Source organism: Streptomyces sp. NPDC032091 (assembly GCF_055580265.1).
In genome coordinates this window covers 64,319-87,894 of sequence record NZ_JBVILR010000005.1, presented here as the reverse complement: position 1 = coordinate 87,894, position 23,576 = coordinate 64,319, and the positions used below count along the sequence as shown (strand labels likewise).

Below are 23,576 nucleotides of genomic sequence, written 5' to 3'. Positions count from 1 at the left end.
CTTTTTCCCACACACTGATGGGGGGGGGGGGGGGGGGTGGTTTGTGGGGTGGGGGGGAAACCACAAAAAAAAAACCCCCCCCCCCCCCCCCCCACGGCCCGTGTCTGCTCGGCTTACCTGGGTCGACGGTAGGTGGGATCGGAGCCCCGCCGAAGGGCGGCAAGGAACGGCACGTCCCCTTGCCGGAATCGGTGGCCTTTGTCCTAGCCGCGCACATCACCCGCCACGGCAGAGCTTCTCTTCATGGGCCCGAATGCGAAGCCTCCCCACCGAAACCGCTTCAATGAACGAGTGTGGCGTCCGGCCCTGCGTAAGGCTGGGGTCGAAGCGGGGCGCGAGAACGGAATGCACGCCCTTCGGCACTTCTACGCGTCGGTCCTCCTGGACGCGGGGGAGAGCATCAAGGCTGAGCGAATACCTCGGCCACCACGACCCGAGTTTCACGCTCCGCACGTACACGCACCTGATGCCGTCGAGCGAGACCAGGACCCGGGCCGCCGTCGATCGCGTCTTCCGGGCCGCACCCGAAGCAGATGACGGCCCGGATGCGGCCCAGGGCCCGAGCTGAGCCGCTGACCTGCGTAAACACCAGAACAGCCACAACTGACCCCTACGGGGCCGTCGGTCCCGCCCGTCAGTGCCGAGTGCCCTCCCGGTCCTCCGGGAGGGCACTCGTGCGTCCGGAACCGGTCAGCTCGCGGGCTGCAGCGTCCAGCGGCGCGAGGGGTGCGTGTCGCAGTCGAACTGGACGAGTTCGCGGTTGTTGTCGCTCACGGTGCCCCCGGCGACGGTGGCGCACTTGTCGGTCTGCTGGTTGACGATCTGGTAGGACTCGCCGTCCCAGTTGGCGAGGCGCCAGCGGCGCGAGGGGTGCGAGTCGCAGTCGAACTGGACGAGCTTCAGGTTGTTCTCGGTGGAGGTCCCGCCCGCGACGGTCATGCACTTCGCCGTCTTGCGGTTGACGATCTGGTAGGACTCGCCGTCCCAGTTGGTGATGAGCCAGCGGCGCGAGCGGTCCGTGTCGCAGTCGAACTGCACGAGCGGCACGTTGTTGTCGATCAGGGTGCCGCCGGCGACGGTGGCGCACTTGTCGGTCTGGAGGTTGACGATCTGGAAGACGCCCTGGACCGGTCCCGCCGGGGTGCCGGGTGCCGCCGGCCGCGCGACCGCGGGGGCGGGCAACAGCATGAGGCCTCCGGCGGCACAGACCGCGGACGAGGTCAGGAAGCGGCGTGCCGGAGTGTTCTTGCGCATGGGAAGACTCCCTCCTGCACTGCGGAGGAGGTGGGAAGGGGGGCGACAGCGCGGCAGCGGCGGGTCGGCTCCACGCTCCGGCGCCGCGAAGGCGGACTGCCGGCTGACCGTCGGCCTGGGCGCGGCTGTCCCTCCCACTATCGGCGCGCCCGGCCGGGCCCGCAACCGAGGTCGCGGTGACCGCCTGCGGGCCGCCTCAGTGCAGGGGGATCGTGCGGATCAGGCCCGCGAAGGCCTCCTGCTCCGCCTGGGTCAGTTCCACCGACTCCATCGGGTGCCCGGACGCCGTGCGCTGGGACGGGATGACCGGCAGGCCCTCGTAGGCGTCCGGCTCCGGGTGGTGGAAGCGGCTGTCCCACAGCATGTGGCCCAGGCCGAGCACCCAGACGAGGGCGGCCACGAACAGGACGGCCAGGCCGATTTCCTGCGCGAGGGAGATGGAGGGGAACACGCGGCCTCCAGGTACGGGCGGGTACAAGACGGACAAGATCGGACGTGGGGGACACTCAACACCACAACCGGCCCATGTGGGCGCGGTTGTGGCCAGCGTCACGCCAGGGCCGAAAGTCCCCGGCCTCGGGGTGCGGCGGAGGGGCCGGGCCGCGGTGGCGGCCGGGCCCCTCCCCAGGGGTGTTACGGGCGGAAGCGCAGGACCTGCGGGTCGTGGTCGCTGTTCTGGACCGAGAACTCCGCGTTGATGTGCACGCTGTCGTAGGCGTAGTTCTTGATCGCCGGGCTGACCAGGATCTGGTCCAGGACCTGGGCGTTGCCCTGGTAGACGTAGGAGTACCGTTCCGCCTTCGGCAGCGACTTGATCGCGGAGTACAGCGCCCCGCCGTCCTCCAGCGCCTTCGCCGTGTTCGAGAACTCGAAGTCGTTGATGTCGCCGAGGGCCAGGACGTCCGCGTTCTTGTCGGCCGCGAGGATCTCCTTGACGAAGGAGTTCACCGCCTGCGCCTGGAGCAGCCGCTTGGCCTCCGACTTGCGCACCGGCGGCTGGTGCTGCGAGGTCAGGCCCTCGTCGCCGCCCTTGGAGCTGAAGTGGTTGGCGATCACGAAGACCGTGCGGCCGCGGAAGACGAACTCGCCGGCCAGCGGCTTGCGGCTGTCGGCCCACGCCGGGTTCGCCGGGTCGATCCGGCCGGGGGAGTGGGTCAGGGCGGCCTTGCCGTTCTCCTTGGCCACGCCGGTCGCGGTCAGCGCGTCGCCCGCCGCGCGGTCGGTGAAGGAGACCCGGTCGGGGTTGAAGAGGAACACCTGGCGGATGTTGCCGCCGGGCTCGCCGCCGTCCTTGTTGTTCTCGGGGCTGATCGACCGCCACTGGTAGGCCGGGCCGCCAGCCGCCGCGATGGCCGCGGTGAACTTCTTGACGGTCTCCTCGGCCGAGACGGTGCCGTCGTTCTTGGCGCCGTTGTCGTCCTGGATCTCCTCCAGGGCCACGATGTCGGGGGAGGCCAGGTTCTGCACGACCGCCTTGGCCAGGTTGTCGAACTTCTCCTGCGGGTCCGTCGGGTCGAGGTTCTCCACGTTGTACGTGGCCACCGCGAGCTCGCCCGGCGACTGGGCCTTGGTCTTCTCGGGGGCGAGGGTGCCCGCCTTGACCGTGCCGAGGGTGCGGGCCGCCAGGGTGTAGCCGCCGAACTGGTTGAAGTCCAGCGGGCCCTCGGTGGTGCCGGTCAGCCGGTCGCCGACGTTGGCCACCGGGAAGGGCTGCTGCGCGAGCGGCGCGAGCTGCTGGACCTGGAGGCGGCCGGTGTTCTGGGACTCGTACGAGCCGTAGAGGGTGCCGCCGCGCTTGACGGTGTTCTCCCAGCCCTTCACCGTCACCCACATCTCCGCGTACGGGTCGGTGGCGCCGACCACGCGGGAGTTGCCGATGCGGACGTTCATGCCCTCCAGGGACTCGTAGTAGTCCAGGGCGTAGCGCGAGGGCTCCAGGGCCAGGCCGTTGATGCTGCCGCCGGCGGCCGGGTCGCCCGCCGGGGCGTACTCCGCCGGGACGGAGTACTCGTTGACGACGGTCGCCTCGGGCAGCGCGTTGCCCGAGGACAGCACGGTCACGGCGGGCTTGGAGATCTGGGTGACCGACTGGTTGCCGGACGCGGCCCCGCCCGGGACGTACTCGCCGACCGTGCCCGAGACCTTGACGGCGTCGCCGACCGCCACGGTCGGGACGGAGTTCGTGAAGACGAAGATGCCCTCGCTGGTGGCGGGGTTGTCGTCGGCCTCGGGGTCCTGGATCCAGAAACCGCGGGAGCCGTAGGTGCGCACGCCCGTGACGATGCCCTGGACGTCGGTGACGGCCTTGCCGTTGAGCGGGGATATCCGGGTGGTGCCCTGGATGTCGTGGATGCGTACCGGATCGGCGGACACGGCGCCTTCGGCCGCGTCGGCCGTGCCCGCGAGCAGGCCGGAGGCCAGCGCGGCGGCGACGAGGGCGGCGACGGCGGCGGAACGGGGATGCGATGAGCGCATGGGAGGGGACTCCGTTGTGTGGAGGATGAGGGGGGTGGGATTTGACGGTCCCTTAACGTCTACGCGCGTCAATCTCCTGGTTGATCAGCGAAGTTGTCAAGGTCTCCAGGAAATACGACAGCGGACTGTCGGATGAACTGACGGTTCCGCTCCGCCGGGGCGGCCCCGGATGCGTCTACGCTGGATCGCCGCAACCGGTCTGACGGACCCTCCGTCACCGCGCCCGTCCGTCCGAGGAGAACCACCCCATGTCCGCAGAGCCGCACTCCACGCTGCCGCCGGTACGGCTGCACTCCGATGCGGAGCTGGCCCGCGACGCCCTCGTCGCCCCGCTGTTCGCCCGCGCCGTACGCCTCGCCCGCTGGGCCGGCCCCGACACCCGGGTCGACGTCGGCGGTGAACTCGTCGCCGACCAGCTGCCCGAGGCCGCCGAGGTCCTCGGCCTCGACCCCGCCGACGAGGACTCGCCCGTGTACGCGGGCCAGGCCTGGCGGGTGGCCGTGGACACCGGCCTGGTCGACGTGACGGAGCCCGAGGAGGACAGCGGCGACGGCGCGGACGGAGGCGAGCCCGAGTACGGCACCGCCGCGCCCGGCGAGGACCTGCCCCTGCTGGCCGGCGGTGCGCCCGCCGACGTGCTCGACCTGTGGCTGGCGGCCCTGGACACCGTCCTCGCGGACGCCGCCGTACCCGACCTGGACGACCTCGTCGACGCCCTGGACGCGGGCGGCGAGATCGACTTCGACCGGCTCGACTGGAACCCCCGGCGCGAGGCGGACTTCCTCGACGGGGTCCTCGCCAACCTCTACCTGCTCAGCGTCTCCGAGGGCGCCCCGGGTGACGGCCGGGTCCCGCTGCCCGTGCTTGCCGCCTCCATGATCATGACGGATGACATGGGCGACCCGTCCGACGCCGTCCTGGAGCAGGTCTCGGACGCGATGATGCGCCTCGACGACCAGTTCCGTCAGCTGCAGCCCATCGGGCTCGTCGACTACCACCCCGTCGACGAGGCCCTGATGGCGGAGGCCGAGGACCTCGTCGACGCGGACGCCGTCACCGGCGGCCCGGACCGGACGGAGGACGACGAGGACATCACCCGGTACGGGATGGTCCGGCTGACCCCGCTCGGCCTGTACGGCGTCCGCGCCCGCATGCTGGAGGCCGGGGTCGAGGCCCCCGCCGTCGGCGAGCTGGCCGGCAAGGGCGCCGACGCGCTGCTCGACGCCGTCTCCTTCTACCCGGAGGACGCCGCACAGGCCGAGATCGAGCAGTGGCTGGCCGGCCGGGAGCTGCCCGTCGCCGTCGCCGAGCTGCTGGCCGCCGCCCGCGGCGATGACGAGGCCGCACCGCTGCGCCGGCTGCGCTGCCAGCAGGCCCTCACCCCCGCCGGGCCGGAGGCCGAGCCGGCGGTGCGGGCCGTGCTGGACGACCCGCAGCTGGGCGGGCTGGCCCGGGTCTGGCTCGCGGAGCACGGGGCGGCGGACGTACCGGCGCCGGACCAGGAGATGGTGTTCTGGCTGACGGTGGACACCATCGCCGCGCAGCTCGCCGCGGACGGCGAGACCGAGGAGCTGCCGCTGCTCATGCGGAGCCTGACGGAGCACCACGCCGGATTCTTCGACCGGGTGTGGCGGGTCGAGCACCCGGCGACCGCCTCCGTACTGGAGGCCATGGGCCGGCTGCATCCGGACAGGAAGGCCGCGAAGGAGGCCCGCAAGGCCGCGTTCAAGGCCCGGTCCCGCCGGTCCTGACCAGGGGCGGGCCGCCGCAGGGCGCGGGGCGGGGGCGGCAACAGGCCTTTTCGGCGGCCGGAGTTCGCCATTCCGCCCGGCGGCAAGGGGCCGGTCGGTGTTCGCGGGTAGGTCAGCCGCCGTTCACGTACGGCCGGGAGCGTGTGCGCCGACGACCGTACGCCAGGCGCACCACCTCCCCACCCCAGGAGACCCGATGCCCCTCAGCCGCAGAGACTTCACCGCCCGCACCGCCCTCGCCGGTGCGGGCGTCGCCCTCACCGGAACGGTCGGCGCCCTCGCCACCGCGCCCGGTGCGCTGGCCGCCGACGACCCGGTGCCCGGCGCCGCCGGCACGGGCGAGGGGCCCGGCCGGCCGCAGGCCCCCGGCTACGGCCCGCTCCTGCCGGACCCCGCCGGACTGCTCGCCCTGCCGGCCGGGTTCCGCTACCGCGTGATCACCCACAGCGGTGTCACCACCCTAGACTCCGGCGAGAGCACCCCGTCCCACCACGACGGCACGGCCGCCTTCGAGGGGCCCCGCGGCGTCACCCTCCTCGTCAACAACCACGAGCTGAAGGGGCCGCGGGCGAACTGGGTCCACCCCGTCCCGCTCGCCGAGGGCCTCGTCTACGACCCCGCGGCGTCCGGCGGGTGCACGGTCGTGGAGGTCCGGCGCGGCGGAGAGGTCGCCGAATGGGTGGGCATCGCCGGCACCTCGACCAACTGCGCGGGCGGCGCCACCCCGTGGGGCACCTGGCTGACCTGCGAGGAGACCGAGGACCTGGCCGGCAGGAACGGCATGACCAAGGACCACGGCTACGTCTTCGAGGTGGACCCCCACGACCGGCGGGCGGGCCGCGACCCGCGGCCGGTCAAGGCCTTCGGGCGGTACGCCCACGAGGCCGTCGTCGTCGACCCGCGCCAGGGCCACGCCTACCTGACCGAGGACGCCTCCGGTCCCAACGGGCTGCTCTACCGCTGGACCCCGCCGGAGGGCTTCCGGCACGGACGGGGCAGGCTGCGCACCCTCGCCGCCGACGCCGGGGTGCTGGCGGCCGCCAAGTGCTTCGACAAGGCAGGGCAGTTCGTGGACGACCTCTCCCGCGCCACGAAGACCGGCACCGTGTACGGGGTCGACTGGGCGGAGGTGACCGACCGCGACGCGCGGAGCCTGTCCGTGCGCAAGCAGTTCGCGGCGGGCGCCGTGACCCGGGCGCGCAAGCTGGAGGGCATGTGGTGGGCGGACGGCGGCGCCTATTTCGTCTCCTCGTACGCGCGCGCGGAGAGCCCGGGCGCGGCGCACGACGGCCAGGTGTGGTTCTACGACCCCGGGCGGCGCACGATCCGCCTCGTCGTCCTCATCGGGGTGAACACCGCTCCCGACGCCGAGGGCGGCTACGACGGTCCCGACAACATCACCGTCTCCCCGTACGGGGGACTGGTCATCGCCGAGGACGGCAACGGGCTGCAGCACCTGCTGGGGGCCACCGAGTCCGGCCGGCTCTACCCGCTGGCGCGCAACGAGCTGAACATCGGTACGGCCGAGAAGCCCGAGTACTCGGAGTTCACCGGGGTCTGCTTCTCCCCGGACGGGCGCACCCTGTACGCCAACATCCAGGACCCGGGCATCATGCTGGCGATCACCGGCCCGTGGCGGCGCTCCCCGCGCTGACCGGGGCGCCCCGGCCGGGGGGTTGCCGGGGCAGAGGGGCTGCCGGGGCCGGGCCGGGGGCTACTGGGCCGGGGCCATCTCCGCGCGGGAGGCCGCGGCCCACTCCTCCAGGAGGAACTCGTACGCCTCCGAGGGCCACTCCCCGTCCGCCCGGGTCTCGACGAGTCGCCGTATCGCCTCGTTCGCCTCGGCGGCGGACGGGCGCGCGGGACCCGCGGGCTGGAGTGAAGTCTGCATGCCTCCAAGGCTACGGGCGAGCACTGACAGCCACCCCCGGATTACGCGTGGCATCGCTCACCCGGGCCGTGCCGGCCCGGGTGACCGCCGGCCGCATATGCCCGCCGACCTGCTCAGAGTGCCTGGGAGGCCGGCTGGACCATGCCGCGCACTGTGCGGGACTTCACAAAGTCTCCCAGGGCGGTCATCTCCCATTCCCCGGAGAACTGCTTGATCAGCTTGGCCATCATCACGCCGGTCTGCGGCTCGGCGCCGGTCAGGTCGAAGCGCACCAGCTCCTCGTCGGTCGCCGCGTCGATGAGCCGGCAGTAGGCCTTGGCGACCTCCGTGAACTTCTGGCCGGAGAAGGAGTTGACCGTGAAGACCAGGCCGCTGACCTCCGCGGGCAGCCGGCCGAGGTCCACGACGATCACCTCGTCGTCCCCGGAGCCCTCGCCCGTCAGGTTGTCCCCCGAGTGCTTGACCGAGCCGTTCAGGATGGACAGCTTGCCGAAGTAACAGGCGTCGACGAAGTTGCGCTGCGGGCCGTAGGCGATGACGGACGCGTCGAGGTCGATGTCGCGGCCGCCGAACGCGGGCTCCCAGCCCAGACCCATCTTCACCTGCGACAGCAGCGGGCGCCCGCCCTTGACGAGGGAGACCGTCTGGTTCTTCCGCAGGCTGACCCGGCCCTTGTCCAGGTTGATCTTCCCCGGGGCGGAAGGGGCGGAAGGGGCGGCCGGGGGCGCCGCCGGCATGGGCGGGGCGGCGGCGGGCACGGGTGCGACGGGGGCCTGGGCCGGCGGAGCCACCGCCGCGGGGGCGGCCGGTTCCTCGTCCACGGAGACCCCGAAGTCGGTGGCGATGCCCGCGAGCCCGTTCGCGTACCCCTGGCCGACCGCGCGCACCTTCCAGACGCCGCCGCGCCGGTAGACCTCGACCACCACCAGGGCGGTCTCCGTCCCGAGCCGGGGCGGGGTGAAGGTGGCGATCACCGCACCGCCGGCCGCGTCCCGCACGGTGGCGGTGGGCTCGATGCCCTGGAAGCTCTGCCCCGGGGCGTCGGGGCTGGCCGTGACCACGATCCGCTCGATGCCGGGCGGCAGCGCGCCGGTGTCCACGGTGATCGAGTCCGGCGCCGACCCGCCGCCGGACCGGTGGCTGACGCCGGGTCCGGAGGGCTGGTTGTAGAAGATGAAGTCGGCGTCGGAGCGCACCTTGCCGTCCGCCGCGAGCAGCAGGCCCGACACGTCGAGCCGCACCGGAGCGGCCACGTCCACCGTCACGCGGGTGGTGTTGAGCGGAAGGTTGGAACCAGGGGTCATAGCGGTCATGCCGGGAGAACGACCGGCGCCGCTTTGCCGTTCCCTTACCCTCGGCGGGATTTCAGCGCCGGTTGCGCGGGTGGGCGCGGGCCGTGCGCTCGTTGCCGAACTTGTAGGAGCCGGTCCAGCGGGCCATCACCAGCTGGGCGTCGCCGGACTCCACCTCGGCGAGGAACTTCTCGGCCCGCCCGCCCCGCAGGGTGCCCGCGGCGCGGCCCCGGTGCGTGATGACGACCGTGCCGTCGCCGTGCACCCCGTACGAGAATCCCTGTGGCCTGCCCATGGGGCGCAGCCTGCCCGTCCGCGGGCGGGGCGGCAACGGATTTACCGGAGCCGGTCTCAGGCGCCGGTGACCCGGCGCGGCAGGCCCAGCGGGTTGTCCTCGCGCAGCTCGGGCGGGAGCAGCGCCTCGGGCACCGACTGGTACGCCACGGGGCGCAGCCAGCGCTCGATCGCCGTGCCGCCGACGGAGGTGGAGTGCGAGGTGGCGGCCGGGTAGGGGCCGCCGTGGTGCTGGGCGGGGGCCACCGCGACCCCGGTGGGCCAGCCGTTCACCACGATCCGCCCGGCGAGCTCCGTGACCTGCGCGATCAGCGCGGCGGCCGGGCCGGGCGCGCCTTCGGTCTCGGCCCGCGACAGCTGGAGGGTGGCGCTCAGGTTCCCGGCGAGCCGGGCCAGCACGGCGGCGGCCTCGTCCGCGCCGCGGTAGCGGACGACGACGGTGACCGGCCCGAAGCACTCCTCCAGGAGCAGCTCGTACGGGCCCCCCTCCAGGAGCCGCGCCGCCGCGACGTCCAGGTGGCCCGCCGTGACGGTGTGCTCCCCGCCCGCGCCGGGCGGGACGGGGGCGGTGACCCCGGGGAGGGCGGCCCGCTCGCGGACGCCGGCGACGAAGGCGTCCCGCATCCGGTGGTCGAGCAGCACCCCCGCTCCGGTCTGTTCGAGCTGCTTGGCGAGGGCGGCGGCGAGCCGGTCGCCGTCCGCGCCCTCCGGCACCAGGACCAGGCCGGGCTTCACGCAGAACTGGCCGACGCCCAGGGTGACGGAGGCGGCGAGTCCGGAGCCGATCTCCTCGGCGCGCTCGGCGGCGGCCGCCGGGGTGACCACGACGGGGTTGAGGGAGCCGAGCTCGCCGTGGAAGGGGATGGGCACCGGCCGGGCGGCGGCCGCGTCGAACAGCGCCCGTCCGCCCCGTACGGAACCGGTGAACCCGGCGGCGGAGACCAGCGGGTGGCGGATCAGCTCCAGGCCGGCGTCGAACCCGTGGACCACCGTCACCACGTCCGCCGGCAGCCCGCTCGCCACGGCCGCCCGGCGCAGCAGCTCCCCGCACAGCTCGGAGGTGGCCGGATGGTCCGGGTGGGCCTTGACCACCACCGGGCAGCCGGCGGCGAGGGCGCTCGCGGTGTCCCCGCCGGGCACGGAGAAGGCCAGCGGGAAGTTGGAGGCGGCGTACACGGCGACCACGCCCAGCGGCACCTTGTAGCGGCGCAGCTCGGGGCGCGGCGGGGTGAGGGAGGGGTCGGCCCGGTCGATGCGGACGTCGAGGTAGGCGCCCTCCTCGACCACGTCGGCGAAGGCGCGCAGCTGGCCGGTGGTGCGGGCGAGCTCGCCGGTGAGCCGGGCGCCGCCCAGCGCAGTCTCGGCGTCCGCGCTCGCCACGACCTGCGGGGCGGCCCCGTCGAGCAGGTCGGCGGCGGCCCGCAGGAAGGCGGCGCGGACGGCCGCGTCCGCGAGGGCGCCGCGGGTGGCGTGGGCCGCGCGTACGGCCCGGTCCACGTCCGGGGCTGTGGCTTCCACCGCAACCCGTTCGCGCTGCTTCCCGGTACGGGGGTCCACACTCCAGACTGGATTCGCCGTCATGGCCCGCTCCTCCTCGGATCGTTCAGTATTCTGAACGCCGTTCTGGTGGATGAATGATCACTTCTGCTGCGGACTCTAGGTTCCGCGTCCACCGGGTGACAAGAGGCGATCAGAGCCGATCAGAGGGGAAGCAGGAGCATGACGACAGCAGAGACGGCCGGGACGGCCGGTCCTCCTCCCGCACCGGCCGAGCCGGGACCGCCCGCGGCGGCGCCGCCGGTGAAGTCGGCCGTACGCACGGTCCTGCTGCTGGAGCACTTCGCGGCCCACCCCGGACTGCACAGCCTCGCCGACATCCAGAGCGACCTCTCCCTGCCCAAGTCCAGCCTCTACATGCTGCTGCGCACCCTGGTGAACCTGGGCTGGGTCGAGACGGACGCCACCGGCACGCGCTACGGCATCGGCGTACGGGCCCTGCTCGTCGGCAGCTCCTACATCGACGGCGACGAGGTGGTCGCGGCGGCCCGGCCCAGCCTGGACCGGCTCTCCGACGACACGACCGAGACCATCCACCTGGCCCGGCTCGACGGGACCAGCGTCGTCTACCTCGCCACCCGGCCCTCCCGGCACTACCTGCGCCCCTTCACCCGCGTCGGGCGGCGGCTGCCCGTCCACTCGACCGCCCTGGGCAAGGCACTGCTGGCCACGCACACCGACGACGAGGTGCGCAGGATGCTCCCGAGGCGGCTGGAGGCCGTCACCGAGCACACCATCACCGACCGGGAGCGGCTGGTGGAGGAACTGGCGCTGGTCCGGGAACAGGGGTACGCGGTCGACCGGGAGGAGAACACGCTCGGGCTGCGCTGCTTCGGGGTGGCCGTCCCGTACCGCACGCCCGCCCGGGACGCGGTGAGCTGCTCGGTGCCCGTGGCACGGCTGACGGAGGACCACGAGCGGACGATCAAGTCCGCGCTGTTCGAGGCGCGGGACCGCCTGACGGTGGTGACACGGCGCATGTGAGGCGGCGGGGGCGGGGGTTCCTCCCCCGTGCGGGGGAGGCGGTTCACCTTCGCGGGGGAGGTGGCGCGGCGCCGCGCACGGGACCGTTGACCCATGAGCACACGAGCCGTCCACGCGACGCACGCGACGAGCACGACGAGCACGACGAGCACGACGAGCACGACGAGCACGACGACGCCGCCGGTCCCCGGACCGGGGACCGTGCGGCGGATCCTGCGGGCCACCGCCCTGACCGCCACCCTGCCGTACCTGACCCTGAAGGCGGCCTGGCTGGGCGGGAGCCGGATCGGGATACCGGAGGACAGCGTCCTGCTGAGGGCCGGGGCGGCCCTGACCGTGGGCAACGCGATCACGGTCGCCATGGACGCCTGCGTGATCCTGCTCGTGCTGGTGCTCACCCGGCCCTGGGGCAGACGGGTCCCCGGGTGGCTGCTGACCGTGCCGGTCTTCGTCGCCACCGGGCTGCTCACCCCGATCGTCCTCGGGTACCCGGCCCAGCTCCTCGTCAAGGCCCTGGGCATGGGCGCCGACGAGGCGGCCAGGGCGGCCCGCGAGCCCTTCCTCGACCCCTGGGTGTTCGCCGTGGTCTACACCGGCTTCATCATCCAGGCCATCGCTCTGACCGGGCTGTTCGTCCCCTACGCGCGGCAGCGCTGGGGCCGGTGCTGGCAGGGCGCGCTCGGGCCGGGGCTCCCGTCACCCACGGGGGTGGTGGCGGGAGCCGCGGCACTGGCGGGCGCGGTGGCGGCGGCGGTACAGGTGTACTGGGCCTTCGGCGGCGCCGCCGGACTGCCTGCGGAGCGGGCGGCGGCGTACTCGGCGGAGACCGGCGTGGTCTCCGGGGCGCACGCGATATGCGCCCTCGCCGCTGCGGCGGGGGCGGTGCTGCTGGCCCGGGGCGGGGCGCCCGGGGCGGGGTGGCCGCTGGCCCTGACCTGGATCGGCTCCTCCGCCGCGCTGAGCTGGGGGGCGTGGACCCTGACAGCCGTCCTGGGCATGAACCTGGGCGAGGGCGAACCGTCCACCCCCGCCTTCTTCTTGACCTACGCTGACCAGATGATCACCGGGCTGCTGGCCGGGGCCGTCCTCGTCCGCTTCCTCCGCGCCCGCGCGGAGCGCTGAGCCGGCGCGGAGGGGGTCAGCCGGAGCCGCGGCCGGGCGGCCCGGCGGGGGCCGGGAGCGCCGGAGGGCCGGGGAGCCGGCGGGGGAGTGGCATGGACGGGGGAGGGGGGACCGGCGTGCGCGGGTCCGGGGGAGGCCGGCCGGCCGGGCCGGGGGCGGCGCTGCGGCGGGGGGCCGGGGCGCTGGTCGGGGCGCGGGCCCGGCTGCGGTGGGTGCACCTGATACTCGGCGGGGCCCTGCTCATGCCGTACCTGCTGCTCGCCCAGGTCGGCGTCGGCGCGGCGGCCGGAGGGGTCAACGTCCTGGCCTCCCTCCCGCTGACCCTGCTCTCGTACGCGGCCTCCCTGCCCCTGATCGCGGTGACCGGGGTGTTCGGGCTGGTCCGGCCCCTGTCGGCGACGGCCGTACGGGTGCTGACCGGGGTGCCGGGGGACCTGCTCGCGGACGGTCCGGCCCGGTCCTGGGGGGCCCGCTGGCGCGCCTCCGCCTGGTGGACCCTGCACCTGGGCATCGGGGCGTTGGTCAGCGGGATGAGCCTGGCGGTGCCGCCCCTGGGCATGGTGCTGATCGTGATGCCGTTCTCCGGGGCCCTGCGGGCCTCGCTGTGGGGCGCGGGCTGGTTCGGCGCGGAGGCGGATCGGTACGTCGCCCCGCTGATCGGGGTCGCGCTGCTGACCGCGCTCGCCGCCGTCTGCGCCGGGGCGGGGGCGCTGCTGGCCCGGCTCGCGCCCGTGCTCCTCGGGCCGACCGCCGCCGACCGGCTGGCCGCCGCCGAGGAACGCGCCGCCGACCTCGCCGTGCGCAACCGGCTGGCCCGCGAGCTGCACGACGCCGTCGGCCACGCGCTGAGCGCCGTCACCCTCCAGGCGGGGGCGGCCCGGCGGGTCCTCGACCGCGACCCGGAGTTCGTCCGCGAGGCGCTCGCCGCGATCGAGGAGACCACCCGGCGCACCGTCGGCGAGCTCGACGCCGTCCTCGGCCTCCTGCGCGACGGCGACCCGGCCCGGGCCGACGCCATGCCCGCCCCGACCCTGGCCGGCGACCTCGACGGGCTGCTGGCCCGCACCCGGGCCGGCGGCACCGTCCTCACCGCCGACCAGGACCCCGGCCCGGCCGGGGACTGGTCGCAGCTCCCGGCGATCACCTCCCGCGAGGCGTACCGGATCGTCCAGGAGGGCCTGAGCAACGCCCTGCGCCACGGCAACGGCCCCGTCACCCTGCTCATCCGCGTCCACACACCCGACGGCCACCGCGAACTGGAGATCACCATGACCAACCCGCCCGCCCAGGACCCGCCCGCCGCCGACGCCGGCCCACGGCGCACCACCGGCGGCCGCGGACTGCGCGGCGCCGCCGAGCGGGCCGCCCTGCTCGGCGGCCGCGTCGAAGCCGGACCGCACGGCGGCGCCTGGCGGCTGCGGGCCGTCCTGCCGCTCGGCGCCGCCGCCCCGGTCCCGGGAGGCGGGCGATGAGCCGCCCCCCGCTGCGCGTGGTCGTCGCCGACGACGAACGGATGGTCCGCACCGCCCTGCGCGTCATCCTCGACGCCGAAGCCGACCTGGAGGTCGTCGGCGAGGCCGCCACCGGCGCCGAGGCCGTCTCCCTGGTCCGCTCCCTCGCCCCCGACGTCGTCCTGATGGACGTGCGGATGCCCGAGATCGACGGCATCCGGGCCACCGAGCAGATCCTCGCCACCCGGGCCGACCCGCCGAGGATCGTGGTCGTCACCACCTTCGAGAACGACGCCTACGTCTACGACGCGCTGCGCGCGGGCGCGTCCGGCTTCCTCCTCAAGCGCGCCGACCCGGACGAGCTGATCGGCGCGGTCCGGCTCGTCGCCCGCGGGGACTCCCTGCTCTTCCCCGCGGCCGTCCGCACCCTCGCCGCCGCCCACACGGCGGCCGCCCCGCCCGCGGCCCCGGCGTGGGCGGCCCGGCTCACGGACCGGGAGGCCGACGTCCTGCGCCTGATGGCCACCGGACTGTCCAACCACGAGATGAGCGAGCACCTCGGCGTCGGCCCGCAGACCGTCAAGACGCACGTGGCCGCCGTCCTCGCCAAGACGGGCTCCCGCGACCGCACCCAGGCGGTCATCGCCGCCTACGAAGGGGGCTTCCTCATGAGGAAATCCTGAGAACCCCGCCACAATCGGGGCAGAGCGGAACGCCCGGGGCCCGTGGAACGTCCTTCTGGGGGATGAACAAGACGATCAGGCGTGCGTCGGTCTTCTGTCTGCTTCTGGTGCTGGCCCTCTTGGTGCGGGTCACCTGGGTGCAGGCGTACCAAGGCCAGGCCCTCGCAGACAACAAGAACAACCGCCGCAACCTCATCGGGCAGTACGAGAACCCGCTGGGCAACATCATCGTGGGCGGGACGGCGATCACCGGATCGACGAAGACGGGGGGCAAGGACTTCGGGTACAAGCGCACCTACACCGACGGCCCCCTCTACGCGCCGATCACCGGCTACAGCTCCCAGGCCTTCGGTACGAGCATGCTGGAGGGCGTCTACAAGAACGTGCTCAACGGCTCGGACAGCCGGCTGAAGACGGTGATGGACATCCTCACCAACAAGCGGGCCGCCCCGGGCAACGTCCTGACCACCATCGACAAGGACGTCCAGAAGGCCGCCTACGACGCCCTCGACGGCAAGCAGGGCGCCGCCGTGGCCATCGACCCGGCGACCGGCGAGATCCTCGCCGTGGTCAACAACCCCTCCTACGACCCGGGCCGCATCTCGGGGGCCGGTGACCAGGCCGCCTGGGACGAGCTCTCCGCCGACAAGGGCAAGGCCATGGAGAATGTGGCCCTGCGCAAGCCCCAGGCCCCCGGCTCCACCTTCAAGCTGGTCACCCTGGCCGCCGCGATCGAGAACGGGCTGGTCACGAACATCGACCAGCCGACCGGCGTCCCCGGCAACTACACGATCCCCGGCACCCGCACCAAGCTGCCCAGCGAGGCGGGCGACGAGGCCTGCAACAACGCCTCTCCCCGCACCGCCCTCCGGCTGTCCTGCAACAACGTCTTCGCGGAGCTGGCCTCCAAGCTCGGCCAGGACAAGATGCGGGCCATGGCCGAGAAGCTCGGCTTCAACACGCAGATCGACACCCCGGTCCGCACCAACCCGCCCAGCAAGTACCCGACGAAGAAGCTGTCCGTCGACCAGGTCGCGCAGACCGGTATCGGCCAGTTCGACGTCCAGGCCACCCCGCTCCAGATGGCCATGGTGACCGCCGCCATCGAGAACGGCGGCAAGCTCGTCGCCCCGCACATGGTCGCGGAGGTGACCGACTCCGGCGGCACGGTGCTGGAGAGCCTCAAGGAGCCCAAGGTCGAGCAGGTCCTGAACCCGAAGACCGCCTCGATGCTCCAGGACGCCATGCGCACCGTCGCCACCGAGGGCGGGGGCAAGCCCGCGCAGCTGGCGGGCGCCGAGGTCGGCGGCAAGACGGGCACCGCCCAGCGCGGCGTGAACAACAACATCCCGCCCCTCGCCTGGTTCACCTCCTACGGCAAGGCGGGCGGCAAGCAGATCGCGGTGGCGGTGATGATCGAGAACTCGGACACCGACCGCTCCGAGATCGGCGGCGGCAAGCTGGCCGCGCCCATCGCCCAGAAGATGATGGCGGCGTGGCTGAAGAAGTAGCCACCGCCTGAAGGGCCGCGACGCGCCGGGAACCGACGGGGTTCCCGGCGCGTTCCCCTTCCCATGATCAGGACCGCACTCCCCGAAGACCTGGACGCCATCGCCGCCCTGCACACCCGGGCGCGCGCCACCTACTACCGGGGCCGCGTCCCCGAGCAGGCCTACGCGGGCGAGGCCGAGTCGGCCCGCTCCCGCGAAGGCTGGTCCCGGGCGGTGAGACGGCCGGAGGCCCAGGGCCGGGTCTTCTGCGCCGAGCGGGACGGGGAGATCACCGGGGTGGCCGCCTTCCTCACCGCCGACGGCGAGACCACCCTCACCCAGCTCCACGTCGACCCCGCCCACTGGCGCCGGGGCACCGGGGCCGCCCTGCACGCCGCCTGCCTCGCCGCCTGGCGCCGGGCCGGGGTCGAACGGGTCCGCCTGGAGGTCTACGAGCACAACGTCCGCGCCCAGGCCTTCTACGCCTCCCACGGCTGGCGCCCCGACCCCTCGGCCGTCCCGTCCGGCTCCCACCGCACCCTGTGGCTGGAGGTGGGGGAAGCGTCCGGGGAATGAGACGGGACGGCAAATGGTTGAACCTCAAACCGTTTCGCCCGGCGGGAACCCGCCCCGCCCCCACCCGGAATCCGGAGAGAAGAAGGATCATGCGCGTCGAGATCTGGACCGATATCGCCTGCCCCTGGTGCTACGTCGGAAAGGCCCGCTTCGAGAAGGGCCTGGCCGAGTTCGCGCACCGCGACGAGGTGGAGGTCGTCTACCGGTCCTTCGAGCTCGACCCCCACGGCGCCAAGGGCGTCACCGCCCCCGTCCTGGAGATGCTCGCCCGCAAGTACGGCCGCACCCTCGACGAGGCGCGCGGCATGGAGGAGCACGTCGCCGCCGGCGCCCGCGCCGAGGGCCTGGAGTACCGGATCGACGGCCGCGACCACGGCAACACCTTCGACATCCACCGCCTCCTCCACCTGGCCGCCGCCCGCGGCCGCCAGGTGGAACTCCTCGACCTGGCCTTCCGGGCCAACTTCGCCGAGGAGCGGTCGGTCTTCGACGCGGAGGTGCTGCTCGCCCTCGCGGTGGAGGCCGGGCTCGACGAGGCGGAGGCCCGCGCGGTCCTCGCCGACGACTCCGCCTACGCCGCCGAGGTCCGCGCCGACGAGCGCGAGGCGGCCGAACTGGGCGCCAACGCCGTCCCGTTCTTCGTCCTCGACCGGCGTTACGGCATCTCCGGCGGCCAGCCCGCCGAGGTGTTCACCCGGGCCCTGGAGCAGGCCTGGGCCGGCCGCGAGCTGCCCGAACCGGCCGCCGGCGCCGAGGCCTGCGAGCCGGACGGGGCCTGCGCCGTTCCTCAGGCCTGAGCAGCCGGCCCCTCCTCCGGGGCGCCCGCGTACCTCCCGTACCGGGCGCCCCACGGCCCTGACCCGTACGGTCCGCCCCGCTCGGCGCGCCCGCCCCGCGGCCCGGCCGTAGGCTGGACGTGCGCGCACGGCGGGCGCCTCCGCCCGTTCGCGGCACGCCAGTTCGCTTCGGTTTCAACCAGCTCGGGGACACCGACTCCTTCGCAGGAGGAGACCCCGATGACTGCCAAAAAGCCTGCGTCCGCCGCCTCCGGGGCCGCCACCACGGCGGTGGTCGAGCACCCGGACGTCACCTTGGACCGGCCGGCCACCGCCTCGCCGGAGTCCGTGACCGTCGGATACGACCCCGGCTTCCTCGGTGCGCAGGTGGGCACCCCGTCGCTCGACCCCTCGATCAAGGACACCGCCGTACGGGTCGACGGCTCCGAGGTGATCCCGTACACCCACTTCTCGCTGGCGCTGAGCAAGCCGCGGCGCTTCGCGATCTGGGTGGCCTGGAACATAGACGGCGGTGCGATCAAGGCGCTCAGCCGCAAGGGGCTCGACTTCGTCATCGACCCGCGCGTGCCGGCCGCGGACCAGGTCGACAACGACCTCTACACGGGCGGCAGCGCCAACCGGCTCGACCGCGGCCACATCGCCCGTCGCGCCGACCTCTGCTGGGGTCCGCTGCCCGAGGCGCAGCGGGCCAACAAGGACTCGTTCTTCTACACGAACATCACTCCGCAGATGGACGACTTCAACCAGAGCAGGCGCAACGGCCTCTGGGGGAGGCTGGAGGACGCGGTGTTCGAGGACGTCGACGTCGACGACCTCAAGGTGAGCGTGTTCGGCGGGCCGGTCTTCCAGGAGGACGACCGGGTCTTCCGCGGCGTGCAGATCCCGCGCGCCTTCTGGAAGATCATCACCTTCTCCGACCAGGGCACGTTCAAGGCCAAGGCCTTCCTGCTGGCGCAGAACCTCGTCCTTCCCGAATCCCTGGACCTCGACGAGTTCCGGGTGTTCCAGGTCAAGGTCACCGAGATCCAGAAGGAGGCCCACATCCGCTTCCCCGACGTGATGACCGACGCGGACACGCTGGTGGTGCCGGAGTCGCTGGAGAGGCGGCGGCCGTTGGAGAGCCAGAGCGACATCGACTGGAGCTGACGGGCGGCCCGGCCGCCCGGCGGGCCCACCCCCTCCTACCAGGCGGCCGAAGCCGCCTTCAGCGCCGCCTCCGGGTCCGTCGACAGGGCCGAGGCCAGGGCGCGCAGGGACGCCGCGACCGCTTCGGGTGAGGCCGCCGGGCCGTAGTGGTTGACCCGGACCATCTCCTGCGCGAGCGCCCCGCCGCCCGCCGCGAGCGGGGCCGACGCGTCGGCCGCCAGCGCCCGGGCCACCACCAGCGAGGCCTCCGGCACCCGCAGCGTCGTCGCCACCGGGGCGGCCTGCGCCGGGTCCCCGACCCACGGGGCCAGGCCGAGCGCGGCCGCACCGGCCCGGGTGGCCCGGGCCGCCGCCGCGTGCCGGCCGAGGACGCCCTCCAGGCCCTCCTCCGCGATCCGGTCCAGGCAGGCCTCCAGCGCCAGCATCTCCAGCTGCGCCGGGGCGTGGAGCAGCGTCTTGCGGCCCCCGTCGATCCAGCGCTCCTTCCAGTCCAGGAGGGAGAGGTACGAGCGCCGGGGCGCGGCCGGGTTGGCCGCGAACCGCTCCCACGCCCGCTCGCTCACCGACACCGCCGAGACCCCCGCCGGGCCGCCCATCGCCTTCTGCCCGCCGATCACGCACAGGTCCACGCCCCACGCGTCCGGCAGCAGCGGCTCGGCGCCCACCGAGGCGACCGCGTCCAGCATGAACAGCGCCCCGTGGGCCCGTACGGCCTCGCCGATCTCCGCGACCGGGTTGGTGTTGCCGGTGGCCGCCTCGGCGTGCACCAGCGAGACGAAGTCGATCTCCGGGTGCTCCGCCAGCGCCCGGGCCACCTGCTCCCCGCTCACCGCCGTGTCGAAGGGCACCGCCAGGTCCACCACGTTCGCCCCGGCGTCGCGCAGCCAGTTGCCGAACGTGGTCCCGTACGGGCCGGTGACCACGTTCAGCGCGGTCGAACCCGGACGCGCCCCCGAGCGGATGCACCCCTCCAGCGGCAGCAGCGCCTCGCCCTGGGTGATCACCACGTCGTGCCGGGTGTCCAGCAGCCGCGAGACGCCCCGCTCGATGGCGGCGAAGTGCTCGGCGGTCAGCGGCGGAAGGTCCAGCAGGGGGTGGGTCACGGCGGTGCTCTCTTCGTCCGGGGTCACCGGCCGAGCCTACCCAGCGCGCACGTACAGTGCGGACATGAGTGATCACGAGGGTGTGCTCCATGTGAAGGGACGCGTGCTCGTCGGGCCCCACGAGGTCCGTGACGAGCTCTGGGTCGTCGGCGGACGGATCACCTACGAGCGGCCGGCCGCCGCCCGCGAGGTCACCACCGTCACCGGCTGGGTCCTGCCGGGACTCGTCGACGCGCACTGTCACGTCGGCCTCGACGCCCACGGCCCCGTCGACGCCGCGACCGCCGAGGCGCAGGCCCTCACCGACCGGGACGCCGGCACCCTGCTCATCCGCGACGCGGGCTCCCCCTCCGACACCCGCTGGATCGACGACCGCGAGGACCTCCCGAAGATCATCCGGGCGGGCCGGCACATCGCCCGCACCCGCCGCTACATCCGCAACTACGCGCACGAGATCGAGCCGCCGCAGCTCGTCGAGTACGTGGCCCGGGAGGCCCGGCGCGGTGACGGTTGGGTCAAGCTGGTGGGGGACTGGATCGACCGCGAGGCCGGCGACCTGACGGCCTGCTGGCCGCGCGCCGAGGCCGAGGCGGCCATCGCCGAGGCGCACCGGCTGGGCGCCCGGGTCACCGCGCACTGCTTCGCCGAGGACTCGCTGCGCGACCTGGTCGAGGCGGGCATCGACTGCGTCGAGCACGCCACCGGGCTGACCGAGGACACCATCCCGCTCTTCGCCGAGCGCGGGGTCGCGATCGTGCCCACGCTCGTCAACATCGCCACGTTCCCGAAGCTGGCGGCGGGCGGCGAGGCGAAGTTCCCCCGCTGGTCGGCGCACATGCGCAGGCTTCACGAGCGGCGCTACGACACCGTCCGCGCGGCATGGGACGCGGGCGTCGGGGTGTACGTCGGCACGGACGCGGGCGGCTCCCTGCCGCACGGGCTGGTGGCCGCCGAGGTCCAGGAGCTGGTGAAGGCGGGGATCCCGGCGCTCGACGCCCTCTCCGCGACGGCCTGGGCGGCCCGCGAGTGGCTCGGCCGGCCCGGCCTGGCCGAGGGCGCGCCCGCCGACCTGGTGGTCTACGGCTCCGACCCGCGCGAGGACGTACGGGTACTGGCGCAGCCGGAGCGGGTGGTGGTGGACGGGGCGGTCCGCGCCTGAGCCGGTACGGCGGGCCGGTGGCGGCGCGGGGTTGACGGGGCGTTACGCGGGACCCCCGGCCGTCGTTGAAGATGTCCGAAAAGCAGCGGTGGGCACCCCGGTCCTGAGATCCGAGGGAACTCCTGTGCCGTGTGGGGCGCGACAAATCGAATACACGCATGGAAACCACCCGTTGGGGTGAACTCACGTCAGGTGGCTGCCCGTTCACTCACCGTGCGTAAAGATTTCGGGCGTCGAAGCCGTCGGCGTGCGCGATGTCCCCCATTGGCGCCGCGACGGCACCCATCTCCCCGGGGGTTCCACCACCTTGAACGGCAACACCTTCCGCCTGCCCGCGGCCGTCCTGCTCGCCACGGGGGCCGTCGCCCTGCTCACCGCGCCCCCCGCCCTCGCCACCGACGGCGGCAGCGGCGGCGGCCAGGGCACCTCCGGAGCCGTCGTCCTGCGCGCCGGCCTGGACGTGGGCCTGCTCGACAAGGCCGTGCACGTCCCGCTGAAGGCCACCCTCAACGAGGTCGGCGCCCCGGCCACGGCCCAGAAGACGGCCCTCACCGTGACCCTCGACGGAGCCGAGCAGGGCCGGCCGGTGAACGTGCTCACGGCGGACGCCGCCACCGCCAAGGCGACCGCCGACGCCAAGGGCGCCCGGGCCGAGGCGAACCTCGCCCACGCCCGGGTCCACGTCCCGGGCCTGCCCGCACTCTCCCTCGTCGAGGTGGAGCAGGTCACCTCCAAGGCCGTCTGCGAGGCGGGCGTGAAGCCGGTCGCCACCTCCGACGTCCTCGGCACCGTCACCGCCCTGGGCAAGAAGGTCACCCTGACGGCCGGCGGCCCCACCAAGGTCGAGGTCCCCGGGGTCGGCCTGGTCTCCCTGGAGCTCTCCGGCACGCAGACCACCTCCACCACCGCCGCGGCGGCCGCGCTCCGCCTGAAGGTGTCGGTGAACCCGCTGAACCTCAACGTCGCACAGGTCGACGGCGAGGTCGTCCTCGCGGAGGCGCACTGCGAGTCCCCGAAGCCGGCCGCGGAGCCCGCGCCCAAGCCGGACGTCAAGGCGCAGACCGCCGCCTCCACCCCCGCCCAGGCCGACCTCGCCGAGACCGGGGCCGGTTCGCTCACCCCGTGGGTCGCGGGCGGCGCGCTGCTGCTGCTGGGCGCCGGCGCGGGCGCGCTCGCCCTGACGCGGCGCGGGCGCAGCTCGTAACGAGCGGAGGCGGCCGGCCGGCCCGCCGCCCGTTCGCCCCCGTCAGCGGGTCGCGTGCGTCAGACCCTGGCCGGCCGCGCCCCGCGAGGTCACGGCCGAGGTGACCTCCTTGTCCACCCGGGCGTACTCGGCCTGCTTGGCGGCCGGGACGCCGGCCCCGTCCGTCTGCGCGCAGGAGGCGCAGACGACGCGGAACGGCGGCCCCATGTCCGAGTACTGGGTCAGGTACTCGGCCTTGACCACCTCCCAGCGGCCCGGGTGCGCGGCCGCCGGGGCGAAGGTGAACCGGGGGATGGACGACATGTTGCCGCGTGCCTTCTCGGCCTCGTAGAAGCTGGCGACCTGGTCGCCCATGCCGTAGACGACCCAGGTGCCGTTGATCTTCTCGTAGGGCTGCGGCACGTGGTTGTGCGTGCCGATGACCAGGTCGATGTCGGGGAGGCCGTCCGCCCCGCGCGAGGCCGTCACCGCCTGGGCCAGTTCCTTCTGCTGCTGGTCGGGGGCGGTCTGCCACTCGGTGCCCCAGTGGACGCCGAGGATGACGACGTGCGCGCCGGCCGCCCGGGCCGCGCGGGCGTCGGCGATGATCCGGGCCTGGTCGATGAGGTTGACGGCCCACGGCTTGCCGGCCGGCAGCGGGATCCCGTTCGTGCCGTACGTGTAGTCCAACTGGGCGACCGTCGCCCCGCCGGCGGCGAGCACGGCCGGCGCCTTGGCCTCGTCGGCGCTGCGGGCGGAGCCGACGTGCTTGAGGCCGACGCGGTCGAGGTGGTCCAGGGTCCGGGAGAGGCCCTCGAACCCGTCGTCGAGGGTGTGGTTCGAGGCGGTGGAGCAACTGTCGTACCCGGCGTCCTTGAGGGCGTCGGCCAGTTGGTGGGGAGCCTTGAAGGCGGGATAGCCGGTGTAGGGGCCCCCGGGCTTTCCGTACGGTATCTCGTGGTGGCATATCGCCAGGTCGGCGGCGGAGACGATGGGCTTGACGCCCGCGAGTATCTTCCGGAAGTCGTACCCGTCGCCGCCGGCGTCGTCCGCGGCGCGCTGGATGATGGACGGGTACGGGATGATGTCGCCGGTCGCGACGAGGGTGAACGGCTTCCCGCCCTGGACGGCCTTCCCGCCCGGGTCCTGCCGGCCCTGGAGGCGCTGTTCGGTGGCGGCGCCGCCCCTGTCCAGGAGGGTGGGTACCGCGTACACCGCGGCGCCGACCACCCCCACGGCCAGCAGCCCCATGGTTATTCGCGTCGCCGCCCTCATGTCCCGTCCCCCGTAGATGGTTTGTCCCGCCGCCATGCTAGGCGCGACCCGCCGCACGCGCCCTCCGGGGCCCTGCGGGGGCTGTCCCCTACC

The 23,576-nt window shown here is 73.7% G+C and carries 20 protein-coding genes and 2 pseudogenes; 13 read left to right on the top strand and 9 right to left on the bottom strand.

The window, feature by feature from the left end; translation table 11 throughout:
• Positions 1-143: 143 nt before the first annotated feature.
• A pseudogene (locus ACZ5NJ_RS10820) lies at positions 144-568 on the top strand (tyrosine-type recombinase/integrase); the annotation flags it as partial.
• 122 nt (positions 569-690) lie between these two features.
• On the opposite strand, the gene ACZ5NJ_RS10815 reads toward ACZ5NJ_RS10820, so the two are convergent.
• The 3 genes from ACZ5NJ_RS10815 to ACZ5NJ_RS10805 form a co-directional block, all read right to left on the bottom strand.
• Positions 691-1,254, bottom strand: coding sequence for an RICIN domain-containing protein (locus ACZ5NJ_RS10815; RefSeq protein WP_468764397.1), 564 nt, complete (start codon positions 1,252-1,254; stop codon positions 691-693).
• Positions 1,255-1,450: 196 nt separating this feature from the next.
• On the bottom strand, positions 1,451-1,705 hold the full coding sequence (locus ACZ5NJ_RS10810) for a hypothetical protein (RefSeq protein ID WP_365157529.1): 255 nt from the start codon (positions 1,703-1,705) through the stop codon (positions 1,451-1,453).
• 182 nt (positions 1,706-1,887) lie between these two features.
• A complete protein-coding gene (locus tag ACZ5NJ_RS10805) occupies positions 1,888-3,729 on the bottom strand; it encodes an endonuclease/exonuclease/phosphatase family protein (protein ID WP_468764396.1) in 1,842 nt (613 codons plus the stop codon).
• A gap of 248 nt (positions 3,730-3,977) precedes the next feature.
• On the opposite strand from ACZ5NJ_RS10805, the gene ACZ5NJ_RS10800 reads away from it, so the two are divergent.
• Positions 3,978-5,480 (top strand): hypothetical protein, encoded by a 1,503-nt coding sequence (locus ACZ5NJ_RS10800; protein WP_468764395.1) that lies wholly within the window; start codon positions 3,978-3,980, stop codon positions 5,478-5,480.
• A 196-nt stretch (positions 5,481-5,676) separates the two neighbouring features.
• The gene (locus ACZ5NJ_RS10795) at positions 5,677-7,134 is read left to right on the top strand and encodes an alkaline phosphatase PhoX (protein ID WP_468764394.1); all 1,458 of its coding nucleotides are present in this window, start codon (positions 5,677-5,679) and stop codon (positions 7,132-7,134) included.
• Between the two features lie 60 nt (positions 7,135-7,194).
• On the opposite strand, the gene ACZ5NJ_RS10790 is transcribed toward ACZ5NJ_RS10795, so the two are convergent.
• The 4 genes from ACZ5NJ_RS10790 to ACZ5NJ_RS10775 all read right to left on the bottom strand — a co-directional run bounded on the left by ACZ5NJ_RS10790 (position 7,195) and on the right by ACZ5NJ_RS10775 (position 10,538).
• Complete coding sequence (locus tag ACZ5NJ_RS10790; protein ID WP_468764393.1) at positions 7,195-7,371, bottom strand: hypothetical protein; 177 nt, start codon at positions 7,369-7,371, stop codon at positions 7,195-7,197.
• Between the two features lie 113 nt (positions 7,372-7,484).
• Complete coding sequence (locus ACZ5NJ_RS10785) at positions 7,485-8,684, bottom strand: TerD family protein (protein ID WP_468764392.1); 1,200 nt, start codon at positions 8,682-8,684, stop codon at positions 7,485-7,487.
• Between the two features lie 52 nt (positions 8,685-8,736).
• Positions 8,737-8,958, bottom strand: a complete 222-nt coding sequence (locus ACZ5NJ_RS10780) for a hypothetical protein (protein WP_468764391.1) — start codon at positions 8,956-8,958, stop codon at positions 8,737-8,739.
• Positions 8,959-9,014: 56 nt separating this feature from the next.
• Positions 9,015-10,538 (bottom strand): aldehyde dehydrogenase (NADP(+)), encoded by a 1,524-nt coding sequence (locus ACZ5NJ_RS10775; RefSeq protein WP_468764390.1) that lies wholly within the window; start codon positions 10,536-10,538, stop codon positions 9,015-9,017.
• A gap of 138 nt (positions 10,539-10,676) precedes the next feature.
• Here ACZ5NJ_RS10775 and ACZ5NJ_RS10770 point away from each other — a divergent pair, with 138 nt between their 5' ends.
• From ACZ5NJ_RS10770 to ACZ5NJ_RS10735, 8 genes and pseudogenes are all read left to right on the top strand, one after another.
• Positions 10,677-11,498 (top strand): IclR family transcriptional regulator, encoded by an 822-nt coding sequence (locus ACZ5NJ_RS10770; RefSeq protein WP_468764388.1) that lies wholly within the window; start codon positions 10,677-10,679, stop codon positions 11,496-11,498.
• A gap of 93 nt (positions 11,499-11,591) precedes the next feature.
• On the top strand, positions 11,592-12,620 hold the full coding sequence (locus tag ACZ5NJ_RS10765) for a hypothetical protein (protein ID WP_468764387.1): 1,029 nt from the start codon (positions 11,592-11,594) through the stop codon (positions 12,618-12,620).
• A 116-nt stretch (positions 12,621-12,736) separates the two neighbouring features.
• The gene (locus tag ACZ5NJ_RS10760) at positions 12,737-14,092 is read left to right on the top strand and encodes a sensor histidine kinase (RefSeq protein WP_468764386.1); all 1,356 of its coding nucleotides are present in this window, start codon (positions 12,737-12,739) and stop codon (positions 14,090-14,092) included.
• Positions 14,089-14,754 carry a response regulator gene (locus tag ACZ5NJ_RS10755; RefSeq protein WP_468764385.1) on the top strand — a complete coding sequence of 222 codons (666 nt, stop codon included), beginning with the start codon at positions 14,089-14,091 and terminating at the stop codon, positions 14,752-14,754. The genes ACZ5NJ_RS10760 and ACZ5NJ_RS10755 overlap by 4 nt, the downstream gene beginning before the upstream one ends.
• Positions 14,755-14,816: 62 nt before the next feature.
• Positions 14,817-16,265, top strand: a complete 1,449-nt coding sequence (locus ACZ5NJ_RS10750) for a peptidoglycan D,D-transpeptidase FtsI family protein (protein ID WP_468764384.1) — start codon at positions 14,817-14,819, stop codon at positions 16,263-16,265.
• A gap of 18 nt (positions 16,266-16,283) precedes the next feature.
• Positions 16,284-16,820, top strand: a pseudogene (locus ACZ5NJ_RS10745) (GNAT family N-acetyltransferase); the annotation flags it as partial.
• A gap of 89 nt (positions 16,821-16,909) precedes the next feature.
• Positions 16,910-17,617, top strand: a complete 708-nt coding sequence (locus tag ACZ5NJ_RS10740; protein ID WP_468764383.1) for a DsbA family oxidoreductase — start codon at positions 16,910-16,912, stop codon at positions 17,615-17,617.
• 219 nt (positions 17,618-17,836) lie between these two features.
• The gene (locus ACZ5NJ_RS10735; protein ID WP_468764382.1) at positions 17,837-18,763 is read left to right on the top strand and encodes a DNA/RNA non-specific endonuclease; all 927 of its coding nucleotides are present in this window, start codon (positions 17,837-17,839) and stop codon (positions 18,761-18,763) included.
• A 35-nt stretch (positions 18,764-18,798) separates the two neighbouring features.
• Here the strand turns inward: ACZ5NJ_RS10735 and ACZ5NJ_RS10730 are convergent, their stop codons facing one another.
• Entirely contained in the window at positions 18,799-19,866 is a 1,068-nt protein-coding gene (locus ACZ5NJ_RS10730) for a pyridoxal-phosphate-dependent aminotransferase family protein (protein WP_468764591.1), read from the bottom strand.
• A 64-nt stretch (positions 19,867-19,930) separates the two neighbouring features.
• Between ACZ5NJ_RS10730 and ACZ5NJ_RS10725 the strand changes: the two genes are divergently transcribed.
• Both ACZ5NJ_RS10725 and ACZ5NJ_RS10720 read left to right on the top strand, forming a co-directional pair.
• Positions 19,931-21,025: an amidohydrolase family protein gene (locus ACZ5NJ_RS10725; protein WP_468764381.1), complete on the top strand. Its 1,095-nt coding sequence runs from the start codon at positions 19,931-19,933 to the stop codon at positions 21,023-21,025.
• Positions 21,026-21,332: 307 nt separating this feature from the next.
• A complete protein-coding gene (locus tag ACZ5NJ_RS10720; RefSeq protein ID WP_468764380.1) occupies positions 21,333-22,229 on the top strand; it encodes an SCO1860 family LAETG-anchored protein in 897 nt (298 codons plus the stop codon).
• Positions 22,230-22,271: 42 nt separating this feature from the next.
• Here ACZ5NJ_RS10720 and ACZ5NJ_RS10715 read toward each other — a convergent pair whose 3' ends face one another.
• Positions 22,272-23,483 (bottom strand): CapA family protein, encoded by a 1,212-nt coding sequence (locus tag ACZ5NJ_RS10715; protein WP_468764379.1) that lies wholly within the window; start codon positions 23,481-23,483, stop codon positions 22,272-22,274.
• Positions 23,484-23,576 lie beyond the last annotated feature (93 nt).